Annotated in this window: 10 protein-coding genes, 1 tRNA gene and 1 rRNA gene; 11 read left to right on the top strand and 1 reads right to left on the bottom strand. The window is 70.6% G+C overall.

Going from position 1 to position 17877, the window contains the following annotated elements; all coding sequences use genetic code 11:
* The 3 genes from rrf to ACO1BR_RS38140 all read left to right on the top strand — a co-directional run.
* Positions 1-75 (top strand): 5S ribosomal RNA (gene rrf, locus ACO1BR_RS38150); the annotation flags it as partial.
* A 115-nt stretch (positions 76-190) separates the two neighbouring features.
* A complete protein-coding gene (locus ACO1BR_RS38145; RefSeq protein ID WP_426799703.1) occupies positions 191-868 on the top strand; it encodes a DegT/DnrJ/EryC1/StrS family aminotransferase in 678 nt (225 codons plus the stop codon).
* 71 nt (positions 869-939) lie between these two features.
* Positions 940-1012, top strand: a tRNA-Thr gene (locus ACO1BR_RS38140).
* 89 nt (positions 1013-1101) lie between these two features.
* Here ACO1BR_RS38140 and ACO1BR_RS38135 read toward each other — a convergent pair.
* Complete coding sequence (locus tag ACO1BR_RS38135; RefSeq protein WP_426799705.1) at positions 1102-3723, bottom strand: SpoIIE family protein phosphatase; 2622 nt, start codon at positions 3721-3723, stop codon at positions 1102-1104.
* Between the two features lie 424 nt (positions 3724-4147).
* On the opposite strand from ACO1BR_RS38135, the gene ACO1BR_RS38130 reads away from it, so the two are divergent.
* From ACO1BR_RS38130 to ACO1BR_RS38095, 8 genes are all read left to right on the top strand, one after another.
* Positions 4148-9646, top strand: a complete 5499-nt coding sequence (locus ACO1BR_RS38130; RefSeq protein WP_426799702.1) for a HAMP domain-containing protein — start codon at positions 4148-4150, stop codon at positions 9644-9646.
* 256 nt (positions 9647-9902) lie between these two features.
* Complete coding sequence (locus ACO1BR_RS38125) at positions 9903-10562, top strand: response regulator (protein WP_426799701.1); 660 nt, start codon at positions 9903-9905, stop codon at positions 10560-10562.
* Between the two features lie 111 nt (positions 10563-10673).
* Positions 10674-13457, top strand: coding sequence for a DNA translocase FtsK (locus ACO1BR_RS38120; RefSeq protein WP_426799700.1), 2784 nt, complete (start codon positions 10674-10676; stop codon positions 13455-13457).
* Positions 13458-13682: 225 nt separating this feature from the next.
* Positions 13683-14546, top strand: a complete 864-nt coding sequence (locus ACO1BR_RS38115; RefSeq protein WP_426799699.1) for a helix-turn-helix domain-containing protein — start codon at positions 13683-13685, stop codon at positions 14544-14546.
* A gap of 105 nt (positions 14547-14651) precedes the next feature.
* On the top strand, positions 14652-16157 hold the full coding sequence (gene rimO / locus ACO1BR_RS38110; protein ID WP_426799698.1) for a 30S ribosomal protein S12 methylthiotransferase RimO: 1506 nt from the start codon (positions 14652-14654) through the stop codon (positions 16155-16157).
* The gene (gene pgsA / locus ACO1BR_RS38105; protein WP_426799697.1) at positions 16154-16831 is read left to right on the top strand and encodes a CDP-diacylglycerol--glycerol-3-phosphate 3-phosphatidyltransferase; all 678 of its coding nucleotides are present in this window, start codon (positions 16154-16156) and stop codon (positions 16829-16831) included. The genes rimO and pgsA overlap by 4 nt, the downstream gene beginning before the upstream one ends.
* Positions 16828-17364, top strand: coding sequence for a CinA family protein (locus tag ACO1BR_RS38100; RefSeq protein ID WP_426799696.1), 537 nt, complete (start codon positions 16828-16830; stop codon positions 17362-17364). The genes pgsA and ACO1BR_RS38100 overlap by 4 nt, the downstream gene beginning before the upstream one ends.
* Before the next feature lie 94 nt (positions 17365-17458).
* Entirely contained in the window at positions 17459-17842 is a 384-nt protein-coding gene (locus tag ACO1BR_RS38095; RefSeq protein WP_189308151.1) for a helix-turn-helix domain-containing protein, read from the top strand.
* Positions 17843-17877 lie beyond the last annotated feature (35 nt).

Genomic DNA, 17877 nt, shown 5'->3' with positions numbered 1-17877 from the left:
AACCCGGAAGCTAAGCCTTTCAGCGCCGATGGTACTGCAGGGGGGACCCTGTGGGAGAGTAGGACGCCGCCGAACAATCATTCAGCTCCGGCCCCTGAACCTTCTGGTTCAGGGGCCGGAGCTTTTTTGTTCGGAAGGTGAGGTGACGGGCGTAACGTGCCGTTCAACTCCCGTGGACATGCTCCGCGGCATGGGGACAGTGGGAACGCTCAGGTCGGCCGGTGTCCGTGCAGGTGACGAGGTGGTGGTGCCGGCCTACGGCAACGCCGAAATCGCCCAGGCCGTGGTGGAGTTGGGGGCGGTGCCGGTGTTCGCCGATGTGGATGCCGAGAGCTACTGCCTCGATCCGGCGGCCGTGTCGGATGTGGTGACCGGGCAGACGGCCGCGGTGGTGGCGATACATCGGTTCGGGCGGCAGGCGGATGCCGCGTGGATCCGTGAAGTCGGCCAGCGGCACGGGCTGTTGGTGCTGGTCGAGGACGAGCTCGGGGCGCGGCCGGACGGGGTGGAGGAGCGGCGGGCGCATGCCACGTACCTCGATGGGCGGCTGAACGGAGTGGTGACGCCGACGCCGGCGGTGGGGCACACCTACCAGCAGTACGTGGTGCGGGTGCCGGGGAACGGGCGGCCGGACCGGGATGCGTTCGCAAGGGCGTTGCGGGCCAAGGGAGTTGCCTGCAAGGTGCCTGTACAGGCGCCGGTGTACCGGTTGCCGGGGCTGCGGCGGGACGTGTTCCTGCCGCAGACCGAGCGGGCCGTGGATGAGACCCTGGCGCTGCCGCTGCATGCCGCCATGACGCGGCGGGAGCTGCACCGGATGGTGGGGGCGTGCAATGCGCTCGGGGGATTGCTGCAGCCGGCCTTTTAGGCGGTGCCGGTGGGCGGTGTGGGCGGTTCGGAAACGGCGCGGGGTTGGGGTACTATTTATTTCGTTGCCGCGCCCCAATAGCTCAGTCGGCAGAGCGTCTCCATGGTAAGGAGAAGGTCTACGGTTCGATTCCGTATTGGGGCTCAGGAAAGGGAAAGTCCCCCACCAGATGGTGGGGGGCTTTTTCGTATGTGGTGGTGGGGGCGGAGTGGTGTCTCCGCCCCCAACGGGGGCTAGTCGGCGGGGATTTCGGGGACGCGCATGGCGAGGATGGCCATGTCGTCGGAGGCCGGTTCGGCGGCGAAGCGCTCGACGGCGCGCAGCACCCGGGCGGCCACCGCGCCGGCGGTCAGGCCCGTACACGTCGTCAGAACGTCGGTGAGGCCGTCGTCGCCGAGCATGCGGGTGCCCTCGCGGCGTTCGGTGACGCCGTCGGTGACGCACAGCAGGACGTCGCCGGGGTCGAGGGTGACGGTCTGTTCGTACAGTTCGAGGTCGTCCAGGACGCCGAGGAGGGGCTGGGGTTCGGCGGCCGGCTCGACGGTGCCGTCCTGGCGGAGGCGGAGCGGGAGGGGGTGGCCGGCGCAGACGACCTTGAGCCGGGCGCTGCCGTCGTCCTGCGGCCACAGCTCGCCGTAAAGGAGGGTCAGGAAGCGGCTGCGGGCGCCCTCGTCGAGGATGGCGGCGTTCAGGCGCTCCAGGACGGCGGGGCCGCCGAAGCCCTCGCGGGCGAGCAGGCGGAGCGCGTGCCGGGCCAGGCCGGTGACGGCGGCGGCCTCCGGACCGGTGCCGCAGACGTCGCCGATGGCGAAGCCGTAGGCGCCGTCGCGGATCGGGAAGAGGTCGTAGAAGTCGCCGCCGACCTCGTTGCCCTCGCCGGCCGCGCGGTAGATGACCTCGACCTCGACGCCCGGGATGTCGGGCAGCTCGGGGGGCAGCAGGCTGCGCTGGAGGGACTGGCTGATGGCGGTGCGCTCGCTGTACAGGCGGGCGTTGTCCAGGGCGAGGGCGGCGCGGCGGGAGAGGTCCTCGGCGAGTTCGAGGATCTCCTGGCGGAAGTGCTCCTCGGTGGGTTTGCCGAGGGTGAGCATGCCGATGACGCGGTTGCGGGCGACCAGCGGGAGGACGACGGTCTCGCCGCCGACGGCGGAGGCGGTGGCGAGGGTGGCGCCGGGGCCGGTGGACGGGCGGGCGGACTCCTCCAGGCCCAGGCTGCGCAGGGAGGTGCGCAGCGCGGCGTCGTGGGCGGCGTCGGCGGGGGCGGTCCAGACGCGGGCGCCGGGGGTGGGCACCGGCTCTGGCGGGTCGACCTTCATCAGCAGGGTCTTGAGGCCGTCGATGCGGTCCTCGTCCTCATGGAGGACGTAGGAGAGTTCCGGTTCCGACGCCTGGTCGGCGACGGTGTAGACGGCGCACCAGGTGGCGAGGGTGGGGACGGTCATCTGGGCCATCAGGGCCAGGGTCTGGTCGCGGTCGAGGGTGCCGGCGAGGAGGTCGGACGCCTCGACGAGGAAGGAGAGGGAGCCGCGGCGCAGCTTCTCCAGTTCGGTGAGGCGGGCGCGTTCGACGGCGAGGGCGATGCGGTCGGCGGCGAACTGGAGGCGCAGCGCCTCTTCGTTGGTGTAGCGGGAGGGGCTCTCGGCGGCGACGCCCAGCGAGCCGGTGAGCCGGCCCTCGACCTTGAGGGGGACGGTGACGACCGAGCGCATGCCCGTACCGGCGAGGAGTGGGACGGCGCCGGGGACGGCGGTGAGGTCTTCGTGGACGGCGGGCATCCGGGCGGAGCCGTAGCGTCCGGTTCCGGCTTCGACGGGGACGCGGGCGAACCGCTGGCGGGCGGAGGGCAGGCCGGTGGAGGCGCGGACCTCCAGCTCGGTCTCGTCGTCGGTGGCCAGGAGCAAGTAGGCGGCGTCGCCGTCGAGCATGTCGCGGGCGCGTTCGACGGTGCGCTGGAGCAGTCCGTCGAGGTCGTCCGGAGCCGGGGAGCCGATGAAGACCTCGAACGGGTCGGACGGGCGGCCCTCGGGCGGGGTGGCGGCGTCGGCGGCGGGGGTGCGCTGCGGGCTCTGGAGGATGGCGCGTTCGTGGTCGCGGACCAGGAGGCAGACCGTGGACGCCTCGCCGTCGGCGTCGCGCACCCGCAGATGGGAGGCGTAGACGGGGATGACCCGGCCGTCGGCGCCCCTTATGCCGTAGGAGCCCTCCCAGCGGGAGAGCTGGAGCGCCTCGGCGATGCCGGTGCCGGTGCCGGGGGTGTGCGGCCAGGCGGCGAAGTCGGTGAGGGGTTTGCCGATGACCTGTTCGGCGTCGTACGCGAAGAGGTCCTGGGCGTCCTCGTTCCAGAAGCTGACGCAGCCGCCGCGGTCGATCTGGATCACCGCGACGCGGACCCGCGTGTCGGCGACCGGGAGGGCGTCCACGGGCAGGGCGGGGCCGGCCGCGCGGGTGCCGGCCGGGCGCTCGGGGAGTTCGAGGTGGAACCAGACGTGCTTCTGGGCGGCGGTGTACTCCACGCCCCAGCGGGCCGCCAGCGCGCCGCACAGCAACAGGCCGCGTCCGCCCTCGCGGTCGGGGTGGACCATGGCCTGGCCGGCGCTCTGGAGTGGAATCTCACGTTCGGGGTAGCGGTCGGCGACGGAGACGCGGACGCCGCCGTCGGTGCGCAGGCACAGCACATCGGCGGCGGTGCCGGCGTGCACCACGGCATTGGTGACCAGTTCGCTGGTGAGGACCACGGCGTCGTCGACGATGTCGGCGCAGCCCCAACCCTGGAGAGTGTCCCTGACGAACGCACGGGCAGTGGCGACGGAGCGCCCGACCGGCTCGAAGGTGGCGGCGGCCCGCGCGGTGATCACAGCACTCCCCATTGGTCTTTCGTCGCTCCCCAGGGTCCTGTGCCCGTTTCTCGTGGCATCGATGCGCATGCCAGGCTAGACGGTCGACGCGAGCAGTGGGAACGAAGGCGTGCTTTCCGGCATGAGACGCACCTCGGCGGCCATGCACATTCTCGTGAGGAACGTCCAGGGCCGCCGGGTTATGGTCGGCAAGCGCTACATCCCGTGTGTGGATGCTGCCGAACTGTTGTGACTCCGCCCCGTATCGGGGTTTCTCGCCGCCGCCAGGGGTGACGAAGGACAAGCCCTGCCCGTCTGCTTCAACGTATCGCCGGTGGTGTGGTTACGTTGCGACTCCTTGCCGCTTCCGTGCGGTGGGGTGAAACACTGGGCAGGCTCCGACAGAGAGCCCGGAGAGAACGGTCGACCCTGCGGGAGGGACACGGTGGAGTCTGGCGTTGCGGCGCGGGGCGCAAGCACGCGCGCGAAAGGCGGACGATCCCGGAGTAATGGGACGACCGAGGTCGATACGGCGGCGCTGAATCGTCTGCTGGTCGCTCTCGTCGCCATGCGGGACGGAAACTTCCGCAAGCGGCTCACGGTCTCCGGCGACGGCGTCATGTCGGAGATCGCGGCGGTGTTCAACGAGGTCGCCGACCGCAATCTGCATCTGACGGGTGAGCTGGCCCGGGTGCGCCGTGTCGTGGGGCGTGAGGGAAAGCTCACGGAGCGGCTGGAGGTCGGCGCCGCCGAGGGCTCCTGGGCCGCGGCGATCGACGCCTCGAACGCGCTGGTGGACGACCTCGTACGGCCGGTGTCCGAGGTGGGCCGGGTGCTGTCGGCGGTGTCCGAGGGCGACCTGGAACAGCGGATGGATCTGCGGTCGCGCAGTTCGGACAGTTCTTCGGAGCATCCCCTGAGGGGTGAGTTCCTGAAGGTCGGCCGGACGGTCAACGGGCTCGTGGACCAGCTCTCGGCCTTCACCGACGAGGTCACGCGGGTGGCCAGCGAGGTCGGTACGGAGGGCAAGCTCGGCGGTCAGGCGCGCGTGCGCGGAATGTCGGGTTCGTGGAAGGATCTGACGGAATCCGTCAATACGATGGCTTCCCGACTGACGGCCCAGGTACGTGACATCGCTCTCGTCACCACCGCGGTGGCCAAGGGTGATCTGTCGCGCAAGGTGACGGTCCATGTCGCCGGCGAGATGCTGGAGCTGAAGAACACCGTCAACACGATGGTCGACCAGCTCTCCTCGTTCGCCTCCGAGGTGACCCGGGTGGCTCGCGAGGTCGGCACGGAGGGCGAGCTCGGCGGCCAGGCACAGGTCCCCGGTGTGGCCGGCGTGTGGAAGGACCTGACGGACTCGGTCAACCTGATGGCCGGCAACCTCACCGCGCAGGTGCGGGGGATCGCCCAGGTCACCACCGCCGTCGCGAACGGCGACCTGTCCCAGAAGGTCACGGTCAGCGCGCGCGGCGAGGTGGCGCAGCTGGCCGACACCATCAACACCATGACCGAGACGCTGCGCACCTTCGCGGACGAGGTGACGCGGGTCGCCAACGAGGTCGGTGCCGAGGGGCAGCTGGGCGGTCAGGCGCAGGTGCCGGGCGCGGCGGGTACCTGGAAGGACCTCACCGACTCGGTGAACAACGCCTTCCGGAACCTGACCGGGCAGGTGCGGGACATCGCGCAGGTGACCACGGCGGTCGCCAACGGCGACCTGTCGCAGAAGGTCACCGTCGATGTGGCCGGTGAGATGCTGGAGTTGAAGAACACCGTCAACACGATGGTGGACCAGCTCTCCTCGTTCGGTGCCGAAGTCACGCGGGTGGCACGGGAGATCGGCGTCGAGGGCGAGCTGGGCGGCCAGGCCGCGGTGCCCGGCGCGGCGGGTACGTGGAAGGACCTGACGGACTCCGTCAACACCGCCTTCCGGAACCTGACCGGTCAGGTCCGCAACATCGCGCAGGTGACCACGGCGGTCGCCAACGGCGACCTGTCGCAGAAGGTCACCGTCGACGTCTCCGGCGAGATGCTCCAGCTGAAGAACACCGTGAACACCATGGTGGACCAGCTGTCGTCGTTCGCGGACCAGGTCACGCGGATGGCCAGGGACGTGGGCACGGAGGGCCGGCTGGGCGGTCAGGCGCGGGTGGACGGCGTCAGCGGTACGTGGAAGGAACTCACCGACTCCGTCAACTTCATGGCGGGGAACCTGACCTCGCAGGTGCGGCAGATCGCGCAGGTGACAACGGCGGTGGCGCGCGGCGACCTGTCGCAGAAGATCGACGTCGACGCGCGCGGCGAGATCCTGGAGCTGAAGAGCACCATCAACACGATGGTCGACCAGCTGTCCGCCTTCGCCGAGCAGGTGACCCGGGTCGCCCGGGAGGTCGGTACGGACGGCCGGCTGGGCGGCCAGGCGCAGGTGCCCGGCGTCGCCGGCGTGTGGCGCGATCTGACCGACTCGGTGAACGGCATGGCCGGCAACCTGACGGCCCAGGTCCGTAACATCGCCCAGGTCGCGACCGCGGTCGCGCGCGGCGACCTGTCGCAGAAGATCGACGTGGACGCCCGGGGTGAGATCCTGGAGCTGAAGAACACCCTGAACACCATGGTCGACCAGCTCTCGTCCTTCGCGGAGCAGGTCACCCGGGTCGCCCGCGAGGTGGGCACCGAGGGCATCCTGGGCGGACAGGCCGAGGTGCAGGGCGTCAGCGGTACGTGGAAGGACCTCACCCAGTCCGTCAACTTCATGGCGAACAACCTGACCTCGCAGGTGCGCAACATCGGCGAGGTGACCACGGCGGTCGCCCGCGGTGACCTCTCCAAGAAGATCACCGTCGACGCCAAGGGCGAGATCCTCGAACTCGTCACCACCGTGAACACGATGGTCGACCAGCTGTCGCTGTTCGCGGAGCAGGTGACGCGGGTCGCCCGCGAGGTCGGCACGGAGGGCCAACTGGGCGGCCAGGCACGGGTTCCGGGTGTCACCGGCATCTGGAAGGACCTCAGCGACAACGTCAACCTGATGGCCAACAATCTGACCATCCAGGTGCGGAACATCTCGCAGGTCTCGGCGGCGGTCGCCAACGGCGACCTGACGAAGAAGGTCACGGTCGAGGCGCGCGGCGAGGTCGCGCAGCTGGCCGACACCGTCAACACCATGGTCACCACGCTCTCGTCGTTCGCCGACGAGGTCACCCGCGTGGCCCGTGAGGTGGGCACCGACGGCATCCTGGGCGGCCAGGCCCGCGTCCCCGGCGTCGCCGGCACGTGGAAGGACCTCACCGAGTCGGTGAACTCCATGGCCAACAACCTCACCGGCCAGGTCCGCAACATCGCGATGGTCACCACCGCGGTCGCCAAGGGCGACCTGACCAAGAAGATCGACGTGGACGCGCGGGGCGAGATCCTGGCGCTGAAGACCACCATCAACACCATGGTCGACCAGCTGTCCTCGTTCGCCGAGCAGGTCACCAGGGTGGCTCGCGAGGTGGGTACGGAGGGCCAGCTCGGCGGTCAGGCGCAGGTGCGGGGCGTGGCCGGCACCTGGAAGGACCTGACGGAGTCGGTGAACGAGATGGCCGGCAACCTGACCCGTCAGGTGCGCGCCATCGCCGCGGTCGCCGCGGCCGTGACCCTCGGCGACCACAACGTCCGGATCGACGTGGACGCGGCCGGCGAGATCCTGGAACTCCAGGACAACGTCAACACCATGATCTCCACCCTCCGGGAGACCACCCTCGCCAACGAGGAACAGGACTGGCTCAAGGGCAACCTGGCCCGGATCTCCGGTCTGATGCAGGGCCGCCGCGACCTCAAGGACGTCGCCACCCTCATCATGAGCGAGCTGTCGCCCGCGGTCTCCGCGCAGCACGGCGCGTTCTTCCTCGCGGCGCAGCCCGACACCCGGGAGATCGGGGCGGACGGCGGCGAGCCGGGCGTGTACGAGCTGCGGCTGATGGGCTCGTACGGCTACGCCATGGGCGGCATGCCGACGACGTTCAGGCCCGGTGAGACGCTGATCGGGACGGCGGCCGAGGAGGGCCGCACGATCCTGGTGGAGAACGTGCCGTCCGGGTACCTCAAGATCGCCTCGGGTCTCGGGGAGGCGCCGCCGGCGAACATCATCGTGCTGCCGGTGCTCTTCGAGGACAAGGTGCTCGGCGTGATCGAGCTGGCGTCGTTCCAGCCGTTCACCCAGATCCAGAAGGACTTCCTCAGCCAGATCGCCGAGATGATCGCGACCAGCGTCAACACCATCTCGGTCAACACCAAGACCGAGGTGCTGCTCAAGCAGTCGCAGGAGCTGACCGAGCAACTGCGCGAGCGCTCGGCGGAGTTGGAGAGCCGGCAGAAGGCGCTGGAGCTGTCCAACTCCGAACTGGAGGAGAAGGCCGAGCAACTGCGGGCGCAGAACCGCGACATCGAGGTGAAGAACACCGAGATCGAGGAGGCGCGGCAGGTCCTGGAGGAGCGCGCCGAGCAGCTCGCGGTCTCGATGCGCTACAAGTCGGAGTTCCTGGCGAACATGTCGCACGAGCTGCGGACGCCGCTGAACTCGCTGCTGATCCTTGCCAAGCTGCTGGCCGACAACGCCGAGGGCAACCTCTCCCCGAAGCAGGTGGAGTTCGCCGAGACCATCCACGGCGCCGGCTCCGACCTGCTCCAGCTGATCAACGACATCCTCGACCTGTCCAAGGTCGAGGCCGGCAAGATGGACGTCAGCCCGACCCGGATCGCGCTGGTCCAGCTCGTCGACTACGTCGAGGCGACCTTCCGGCCGCTGACCGCCGAGAAGGGGCTGGACTTCTCCGTACGGGTCTCCCCGGAGCTGCCCGCCACACTGCACACCGACGAGCAGCGGCTCCTCCAGGTGCTGCGCAACCTGCTGTCGAACGCGGTGAAGTTCACCGACAGCGGCGCCGTGGAGCTGGTGATCCGGCCGGCCGGTGCGGACGTCCCGGTGGCCATCCGCGAGCAGTTGCTGGAGCACGGCTCGCTGCGCGACCCGGACGCCGACATGATCGCGTTCTCGGTGACCGACACCGGCATCGGCATCGCGTCCAGCAAGATGCGGGTCATCTTCGAGGCGTTCAAGCAGGCGGACGGCACCACCAGCCGCAAGTACGGCGGTACCGGCCTGGGCCTGTCCATCAGCCGGGAGATCGCCCGGCTGCTGGGCGGCGAGATCCACGCCCAGAGCGAGCCCAACCGCGGTTCCACCTTCACGCTGTACCTGCCGCACAACCCCGGCGGGCTGCCGCCGCAGGGCTACCCGCAGCTGGTCGCCGGGGGACTGGCGATGGACGCGGAGGCGCGGGAGACCGAGGCCGGGAGCCAGGAGAGCGAGGAGCCGCAGCGCGACCGGAGCCCCGGCGGCAGCCTGGGCAGGCGGCGGCGCCGGGCGGTTTCTGCCACGCCCCGGCGGTTCGCGCTGCCCGGCCAGCCCTCGTCCACGGCGCAACAGCCCCAGGCGGCGCCGCAGTCCGCCCAGCAGCCGGCCGAGGAGCCCTGGCTCGGCAACGGCCAGGACCTGGTCGACCCGGGCTTCGGCGGCGGCTTCCACGGCGAGAAGGTGCTGATCGTCGACGACGACATCCGCAACGTCTTCGCGCTCACCAGCGTCCTGGAGCAGCACGGGCTCTCGGTGCTGTACGCCGAGAACGGCCGGGAGGGCATCGAGGTGTTGGAGCAGCACGACGACATCGTGCTGGTCCTGATGGACATCATGATGCCGGAGATGGACGGCTATGCGACGACCTCCGCGATCCGGCGGATGCCGCAGTTCGCCGGGCTGCCGATCATCGCGCTGACCGCGAAGGCGATGAAGGGCGACCGGGAGAAGAGCATCGACTCCGGGGCCTCCGACTATGTGACCAAGCCGGTGGATACCGATCATCTGCTGTCGGTCATGGAGCAATGGATGCGCGCGAGGTGACGGGGCGTCCAGTATGGAGCCGGAAGGGGATCATCGCGTTGCTGACTGAGTGTGGCCGTAGACGTGTGGAACCGCGGGATTCGGGGAACCTTCTCGTCTCTCGCTGCGTTTCTGCTACGTGCACAGTGACATCGCGGTGACAGGGTGTGGCGACAGGCGGGGTGCAGCTACCATGACCGGCACAAGGACGGGCGGCGTGACGGAGTCGTCCCCTGGGGCGGCGTCCGGTTCGATGCCGGGGCGAGGAGGACGGGCCATGGTGCAGAAGGCCAAGATCCTCCTGGTCGATGACCGGCCGGAGAATCTGCTGGCGCTGGAGGCGATCCTCTCTGCGCTCGATCAGACACTGGTGCGGGCATCGTCCGGGGAGGAAGCGCTCAAGGCACTGCTCACCGACGACTTCGCGGTGATTCTGCTCGATGTGCAGATGCCGGGGATGGACGGATTCGAGACCGCCGCGCACATCAAGCGGCGGGAGCGCACCCGGGACATCCCGATCATCTTCCTCACGGCCATCAACCACGGTCCGCACCACACCTTCCGCGGCTATGCGGCCGGTGCGGTCGACTACATCTCCAAGCCGTTCGACCCGTGGGTGCTGCGCGCCAAGGTCTCGGTCTTCGTCGAGCTGTACATGAAGAACTGCCAACTCCGCGAGCAGGCTTCGCTGCTGAGGCTCCAGCTGGAGGGCGGCCGGCAGAGCGTCGGCGAGACCAAGGAGTCCGCGGGGCTGCTCGCCGAGCTCTCCGCGCGGCTGGCGGCCGTCGAGGAGCAGGCCGAGGCGCTCTCCAAACAGCTGGACGAGACCGCGGACGCCGCGGCGGTGGCCACCGCCGCGCATCTGGAGCGCAAGCTGACCGGGCTGCGCCGGGCCCTGGATGCCCTGGAGCCGGGCTCGGGGGCGGCGGCGGGCTGACGGGCCGTACGGACGCGCGCTGACGGCCCTTCAGGAGACCGGCGCGCGACACGGATGGGTGAAGCGCCGTGCGCTCGTGCCACGCCGGTCGGCGCCTGTAACCTCGTCGCCATGGCCTCACGTACGTCCGGCAAGGGAACCCAGCGCACGGCAGGCCCCTCGAAGCCGCGCGCCGGACAGTCCGGGGGCGCCGCGAGGAAGACCGCCGCCAAGAAGGCATCCGCGAAGCAGCCGCCGGCCAAGAAGACCGCGGCGGCGAAGAAGGCCCCGGCCAGGAAGGCGCCCGCCAAGAAGGCCGCGCCGAAGCCGGCGCCGTCGCCGACCGGCGGTGTCTACCGCCTCGCCCGCGCCTGCTGGCTCGGCGCCGCGCACGGTGTCGGGGCGGTGTTCCGCGGCTTCGGGCGCGGCGCCAAGAACCTCGACCCGGCGCACCGCAAGGACGGGCTGGCGCTGCTGCTGCTCGGACTGGCGCTGGTCATCGCGGCCGGTACGTGGTCCAACCTCTCCGGGCCGGTCGGCCATCTCGTCGAGCTGCTGGTGACCGGCGCCTTCGGGCGGCTCGACCTGGTCGTACCGATCCTGCTCGGCGGCATCGCGGTACGGCTGATCCGCCATCCCGAGCGGCCGGAGGCCAACGGCCGGATCGTCATCGGGCTGTCCGCGCTGGTCATCGGCGTGCTCGGGCAGGTCGCGATGGCGTGCGGGTCCCCGGGGCGGGGCGACGGGCTCGCCGCCATACAGGACGCCGGCGGCTATGTCGGCTGGGCCGCGTCCAAGCCGCTGATCTTCACCGTCGGACAGACCCTGGCGGTGGCGCTGCTGGTGCTGCTGACCGTCTTCGGGCTGCTGGTGGTGACCGCGACGCCGGTGAACGCCATTCCGCAGCGGCTGAAGGCGCTCGCCGTCCGGCTGGGCGTGCTGGAGACCGCGGACGGCGGGGAGGCCGGGCCGTTCGGCGAGGAGCCGGCGGAGTACGCCGAGGAGTGGCGCGAGCAGCCGGCCCGCAGGCCGCGGCGCGGTGCCGCGGACGGCTCGCCGGACCCGGACGTCATGGAGGAGGCGGCGCTGGCCCGCCGCCGCCCGCGCCGGGCCGTCGTACCGCCCGCCGACCGGGAGATGGACGCGGTGGACGTCGCCGCCGCGGCCGCCGCCGCGCTGGACGGCGCGGTGCTGCACGGCGTCCAGCCCTCGCCGCTGGTCGCGGACCTCAGCAGTGGGATCTCCGGTGAGCGCGGCACGGACACCGGGGCGGACAGCGGCTCGGTGCCGCCGGCGCGGGGCGCGGAGCCGTCCGCTTCCGAGGAGGAGCCGGGACGGTACGTGCCGGACCTGACCAAGGCGCCGGTGGACTTCACGAAGGCCGCGCCGGAGCCGTCCGGCGATCTGCCGCCGCGCGCCGAACAGCTCCAGCTCTCCGGCGACATCACCTACTCCCTGCCGTCCCTCGACCTGCTGTCGCGGGGCGGCCCCGGCAAGACCCGCAGCGCCGCGAACGACGCGATAGTGGCCGCACTGACCAACGTCTTCCAGGAGTTCAAGGTCGACGCCTCGGTCACCGGCTTCACCCGCGGCCCGACGGTCACCCGCTACGAGGTCGAACTCGGCCCGGCCGTCAAGGTCGAGAAGATCACCGCGCTGGCCAAGAACATCGCGTACGCGGTGGCCAGTCCGGACGTCCGCATCATCAGCCCGATCCCCGGCAAGTCCGCGGTCGGCATCGAGATCCCCAACACCGACCGCGAGATGGTCAACCTCGGCGACGTGCTGCGGCTGGCCGACGCGGCGGGCGACGAGCACCCGATGCTGGTGGCGCTCGGCAAGGACGTCGAGGGCGGCTACGTCATGGCCAACATGGCGAAGATGCCGCACATCCTCGTCGCCGGTGCGACCGGTTCCGGCAAGTCCTCCTGCATCAACTGCCTGATCACCTCGGTCATGGTGCGGGCCACGCCGGAGGACGTGCGGATGGTGCTGGTCGACCCCAAGCGGGTCGAGCTGACCGCGTACGAGGGCATCCCGCACCTGATCACGCCGATCATCACCAACCCCAAGCGGGCCGCCGAGGCGCTCCAGTGGGTGGTGCGCGAGATGGACCTGCGCTACGACGACCTCGCCGCGTACGGCTACCGGCACATCGACGACTTCAACGAGGCGGTGCGCAACGGCAAGGTCAGCCCGCCCGCGGGCAGTGAGCGGGAGCTGGCGCCGTATCCGTACCTGCTGGTGATCGTCGACGAGCTGGCCGACCTGATGATGGTGGCGCCGCGCGACGTGGAGGACTCCATCGTCCGCATCACCCAGCTGGCGCGCGCGGCCGGTATCCATCTGGTGCTGGCCACCCAGCGCCCGTCCGTCGACGTCGTGACCGGCCTGATCAAGGCGAACGTGCCGTCCCGGCTGGCGTTCGCGACGTCCTCGCTCGCCGACAGCCGGGTCATCCTCGACCAGCCGGGCGCCGAGAAGCTGATCGGCAAGGGCGACGGGCTGTTCCTGCCGATGGGCGCCAACAAGCCGGTGCGGATGCAGGGTGCGTTCGTCACCGAGGCCGAGGTGTCCGCCATCGTCCAGCACTGCAAGGACCAGATGGCGCCGGTCTTCCGGGACGACGTCACCGTCGGCAGCGCGAAGAAGAAGGAGATCGACGAGGACATCGGCGACGACCTCGATCTGCTGTGCCAGGCCGCGGAGCTGGTGGTGTCCACCCAGTTCGGGTCGACGTCCATGCTCCAGCGCAAGCTGCGGGTGGGCTTCGCCAAGGCCGGGCGGCTGATGGACCTGATGGAGTCGCGGAACATCGTCGGCCCGAGCGAGGGCTCCAAGGCGCGCGACGTGTTGGTGAAGCCGGATGAATTGGACGGCGTGCTGGCGGTCATCCGCGGGGAGGCTATCGAGTAGCACGCGCGTACGGGTTCACCCGTTCGTGGCGGCAGGCAACCGTTTCTTCTGCCGATACGTCAAGGTGAGGGAGGCGTGGGAACGATGCTTCATCCTCCGGCCCCGGGGCAGTGTGGCGGGGCGTTCTGATGGCGTACAAACCCGGCTCTCCCGCTTGCCCGACCCTTTCGCTCCACCCCTAGACTGAACTTCCAGCAGGTGGCTACACGCTCGAAAGGCGCCCCCGTGTCCATCGGCAACTCCCCCGAAGACGACCGGCCTTCCGCTGGTCCTCCCGAAGAGGACCGGCCGTCCGCCGGCCAGGACCGGCCTTCGGTCGGTCGAGCCCTCCAGCAGGCCCGTATCGGACTGGGACTGACCGTTGAAGAGGTCAGTACGACGACACGGGTGCGGATCCCCATCGTGCATGCGATCGAGCAGGACGACTTCTCGCGCTGCGGTGGTGACGTCTACGCGCGCGGACACATCAGAACACTCGCCCGCGCCGTCTCCCTCGACCCCCAACCCCTGATCGCCCGCTACGACGCCGAGCACGGCGGCCGGCCCGCGCCGACGGCCGCCGCCCCGCTCTTCGAGGCGGAGCGGATCCGCTCGGAGCCGCGGCGCCCCAACTGGACCGCCGCGATGGTCGCGGCGATCGTCGCCGTCGTCGGCTTCGTCGGCTTCACGCTCTTCAGCGGCGGCGACAAGCACGGCAGCGGGCCGGTCGCGGCCGACACCGCCAAGGCCGACCGGCCCGGCCCGTCGCGCACCATCCACCCCTCCCAGCCCCAGCCCGCGCGGCCCCGCCCGCAGCCGTCCGACAGCGCCATCGCCGGACTGCCCAAGGACCAGGTCACGATCAAGGTGACCGCCAAGGACGGCCAGAGCTGGATCTCCGCCAAGGACGCCGACGGCAACCTCCTGCAGGACGGGCTGCTCAAGCAGGGCGAGTCGAAGACGCTCACCGACAAGAAGCGGATCGATCTTGTCGTCGGCAACGCCGGTGCCGTACAGCTGTACGTCAACGGCAAGGAGGTCAAGAAGGTCGGTGACGAGGGCTCCGTGGAGCGTCTGAGCTACACACCGGGAGACCCGCAGGCGGGCTGAGGCCGACCGCACGCGGGGGTGTCCGCCGCACGGCCCGGGCGTCCGGTGCCGGCGGCGGAGACCTGCGCGCCATAGGGGTGGCCGGGACGAAGTAGGCTGAGCCCTATGCCCGAACGCCGTACCGTCGCCCTTGTCACTCTTGGCTGCGCCCGTAACGAGGTGGACTCGGAGGAGCTCGCAGGCCGCTTGGCAGCGGACGGCTGGGAGCTCGTCGAGGAAGCCGCCGACGCGGATGTGGCCGTCGTCAACACCTGCGGCTTCGTCGAGGCCGCCAAGAAGGACTCCGTCGACGCCCTGCTGGAAGCCAACGACCTCAAGGACCATGGCCGGACCCAGGCCGTCGTCGCCGTCGGCTGCATGGCCGAGCGCTACGGCAAGGAGCTCGCCGAGGCGCTGCCGGAGGCGGACGGCGTGCTCGGCTTCGACGACTACAGCAACATCTCCGACCGGCTCCAGACGATCCTCAGCGGCGGCGTCCACGCCGCGCACACCCCGCGCGACCGCCGCAAGCTGTTGCCGATCAGCCCGGCCGAGCGCCAGGACGCCGCCGGGGTCGCGCTGCCCGGCCACGCCCAGGCGGATGCCGAGGAGCCGGCGGCCCCGCCGCAGGACCTGCCCGAGGGCGTCGCGCCAGCCTCCGGGCCGAGGGCGCCGCTGCGCCGCAGGCTGGGCAGCGAGCCGGTCGCCTCGGTGAAGCTGGCCTCGGGCTGCGACCGGCGCTGCTCGTTCTGCGCGATCCCGTCCTTCCGCGGCTCGTTCATCTCCCGCCGGCCCTCCGACGTGCTCGGCGAGACCCGCTGGCTGGCGGAGCAGGGCGTCAAGGAGGTCATGCTGGTCTCCGAGAACAACACCTCGTACGGCAAGGACCTCGGCGACATCCGGCTGCTGGAGACGCTGCTGCCGGAGCTGGCCGCGGTGGACGGCATCGAGCGGATCCGGGTCAGCTACCTGCAGCCCGCCGAGATGCGGCCCGGTCTGATCGACGTGCTGACCGGCACCGACAAGGTGGCGCCCTACTTCGACCTGTCCTTCCAGCACTCGGCGCCCGGGGTGCTGCGTGCGATGCGCCGCTTCGGCGACACCGACCGCTTCCTGGAGCTGCTGGAGACCATCCGCACGAAGGCGCCGCAGGCCGGGGCCCGGTCCAACTTCATCGTGGGCTTCCCGGGCGAGTCGGAGAGCGACCTGGCGGAGCTGGAGCGGTTCCTCGGCGAGGCCCGGCTGGATGCCATCGGCGTCTTCGGCTACTCCGACGAGGACGGCACCGAGGCCGCCTCCTACGAGGACAAGGTCGACCCGGACGTGGTCGCCGAGCGGCTGTCGCGGGTGTCCCGGCTCGCCGAGGAGCTGACCGCGCAGCGGGCGGCCGAGCGGGTCGGCGAGACGGTGCGGGTGCTGGTGGACCGGATCGACGACGAGGACGACGGCGTCGTCGGGCGGACCGCGCACCAGGCGCCGGAGACCGACGGGGTCACGCTGCTCACGGGCGGCCAGGACCTGCGGCCCGGTCGTATGGTCGAAGCGAAGGTGGTCGCGAGCGAGGGAGTGGACCTCGTGGCGGAGGTGCTGTCGGTGGACGGTACGGGGTGTACCGAGGAGGCGGGCAGATGAGCGGAGCCTCGGCTTCCGCCGCCGGGGGGCCGCGCACCGCGCCGGCCGTCCGGCAGGCCGGGCTGTGGAACATCGCCAACGTCCTGACGATGCTGCGGCTGCTGCTGGTCCCGGCGTTCGTCCTGCTGCTGGTGCACGACGGCGGCGCGAACCCGGCCTGGCGCGCGTTCGCCTGGGCGGCCTTCGCCATCGCCATGATCACCGATGTCTTCGACGGGCATCTGGCGCGCACGTACAACCTGGTCACGGACTTCGGCAAGATCGCCGACCCGATCGCGGACAAGGCGATCATGGGTGCGGCGCTGATCTGCCTCTCGATGCTGGGGGATCTGTCCTGGTGGGTGACGGGCGTGATCCTCTTCCGGGAGCTGGGCATCACGCTGATGCGGTTCTGGGTGATCAAGCACGGTGTGATTCCGGCCAGCCGCGGCGGCAAGATCAAGACATTGGCGCAGGGCACCGCCGTGGGCATGTACGTCCTGGTGCTGACCGGTCCACTGGCGACCTTCCGCTGGTGGGTGATGGCGGTGGCCGTGGTGCTGACGGTCGTCACCGGGCTCGACTACGTACGGCAGGCCGTGGTGCTGCGCCGGGCCGGGCTGGCCAGGGAGCGGACGGAGCAGGCCGAGAGAGCCGAGCGGGCCGAGAGGGCCGAGAGGAACACCGAGCGGTGAGCGGGCCGGGTTCTGTGGCGGCCGGGGCGCTGGAGGTGCTCGCCGGGCGGCGGCAGAGCCTGGCCGTGGCCGAATCGCTGACCGGCGGACTGGTCGCCGGCGAGCTGACCGCGGTGCCCGGGGCGTCGCGGGTGGTGCGCGGCTCCGTGACGGCGTACGCCACCGAGCTCAAGCGGGAGCTGCTGGGCGTGGACGGTGCGCTGCTGGCCGCGCGCGGGGCCGTGGACGGCGAGGTCGCGCGGCAGATGGCGCGCGGGGTGCGGCGGGTGCTCGGCGCCGACTGGGGCATCGCCACCACGGGCGTCGCCGGGCCGGAGCCCCAGGACGGGCAGCCCGTGGGCACGGTGTACGTAGCCGTCCAGGGGCCGGACGGTGACGGAGAGGTACGACGGCTGGCACTGGCGGGGGATCGCGACCGGATCCGTCGTGACAGTGTCCAAGCCGTGCTCGCACTGCTGTTGAGCGAACTCACAGAAAATGCGCGGGCACAGGATACGGAACAACACGGGGGGAATGGATGTTTGCAGCCATGAGTGAACACGAACTCGCTCCCGGCACGGCCACGGCCCGAGGCGGTACGGTGGGGCGAGAAGGATCCGGATCCGAGGTCCGAGGAGGGAGCCAGCGATGATTCTGCTTCGTCGCCTGCTGGGTGACGTGCTGCGCCGACAGCGTCAGCGCCAAGGCCGCACCCTGCGCGAGGTCTCGTCCTCCGCCCGGGTGTCGCTCGGCTATTTGTCCGAGGTCGAGAGGGGGCAGAAGGAGGCGTCCTCCGAACTGCTCTCGGCGATCTGTGACGCACTGGATGTGCGCATGTCCGAGCTCATGCGAGAGGTCAGCGACGAGCTGGCGCTCGCCGAGCTGGCCGCGTCCGCGGCTGCGAGTGACACGGTGCCGGCACCGGTGCGGCCAAAGCTCAACTCGGTGTCCGTCACGTCCCTGGCCGGTGTGCCCGAGGAGCGCGTGACCATCAAGCCCCCGGCCGACGTCGTGGATGTCGTCGCGGCCTGACACCGCAGTTCGTACGTGATCGGAGCCCCGGCGGG

This window comes from Streptomyces sp. YGL11-2 (genome assembly GCF_050054615.1).
Taxonomy (GTDB): domain Bacteria; phylum Actinomycetota; class Actinomycetes; order Streptomycetales; family Streptomycetaceae; genus Streptomyces.
The sequence above is the reverse complement of the archived record's forward strand: the minus strand, read 5'-3'. Positions and strand labels throughout refer to the sequence as shown.

Coding starts and splice junctions, on each gene's coding strand:
- ACO1BR_RS38120 (WP_426799700.1), top strand. CDS start 10,674: ATGGCCTCACGTACGTCCGGCAAGGGAACCCAGCGCACGGCAGGCCCC.
- ACO1BR_RS38145 (WP_426799703.1), top strand. CDS start 191: ATGGGGACAGTGGGAACGCTCAGGTCGGCCGGTGTCCGTGCAGGTGAC.
- rimO (WP_426799698.1), top strand. CDS start 14,652: ATGCCCGAACGCCGTACCGTCGCCCTTGTCACTCTTGGCTGCGCCCGT.
- pgsA (WP_426799697.1), top strand. CDS start 16,154: ATGAGCGGAGCCTCGGCTTCCGCCGCCGGGGGGCCGCGCACCGCGCCG.
- ACO1BR_RS38125 (WP_426799701.1), top strand. CDS start 9,903: ATGGTGCAGAAGGCCAAGATCCTCCTGGTCGATGACCGGCCGGAGAAT.
- ACO1BR_RS38095 (WP_189308151.1), top strand. CDS start 17,459: ATGATTCTGCTTCGTCGCCTGCTGGGTGACGTGCTGCGCCGACAGCGT.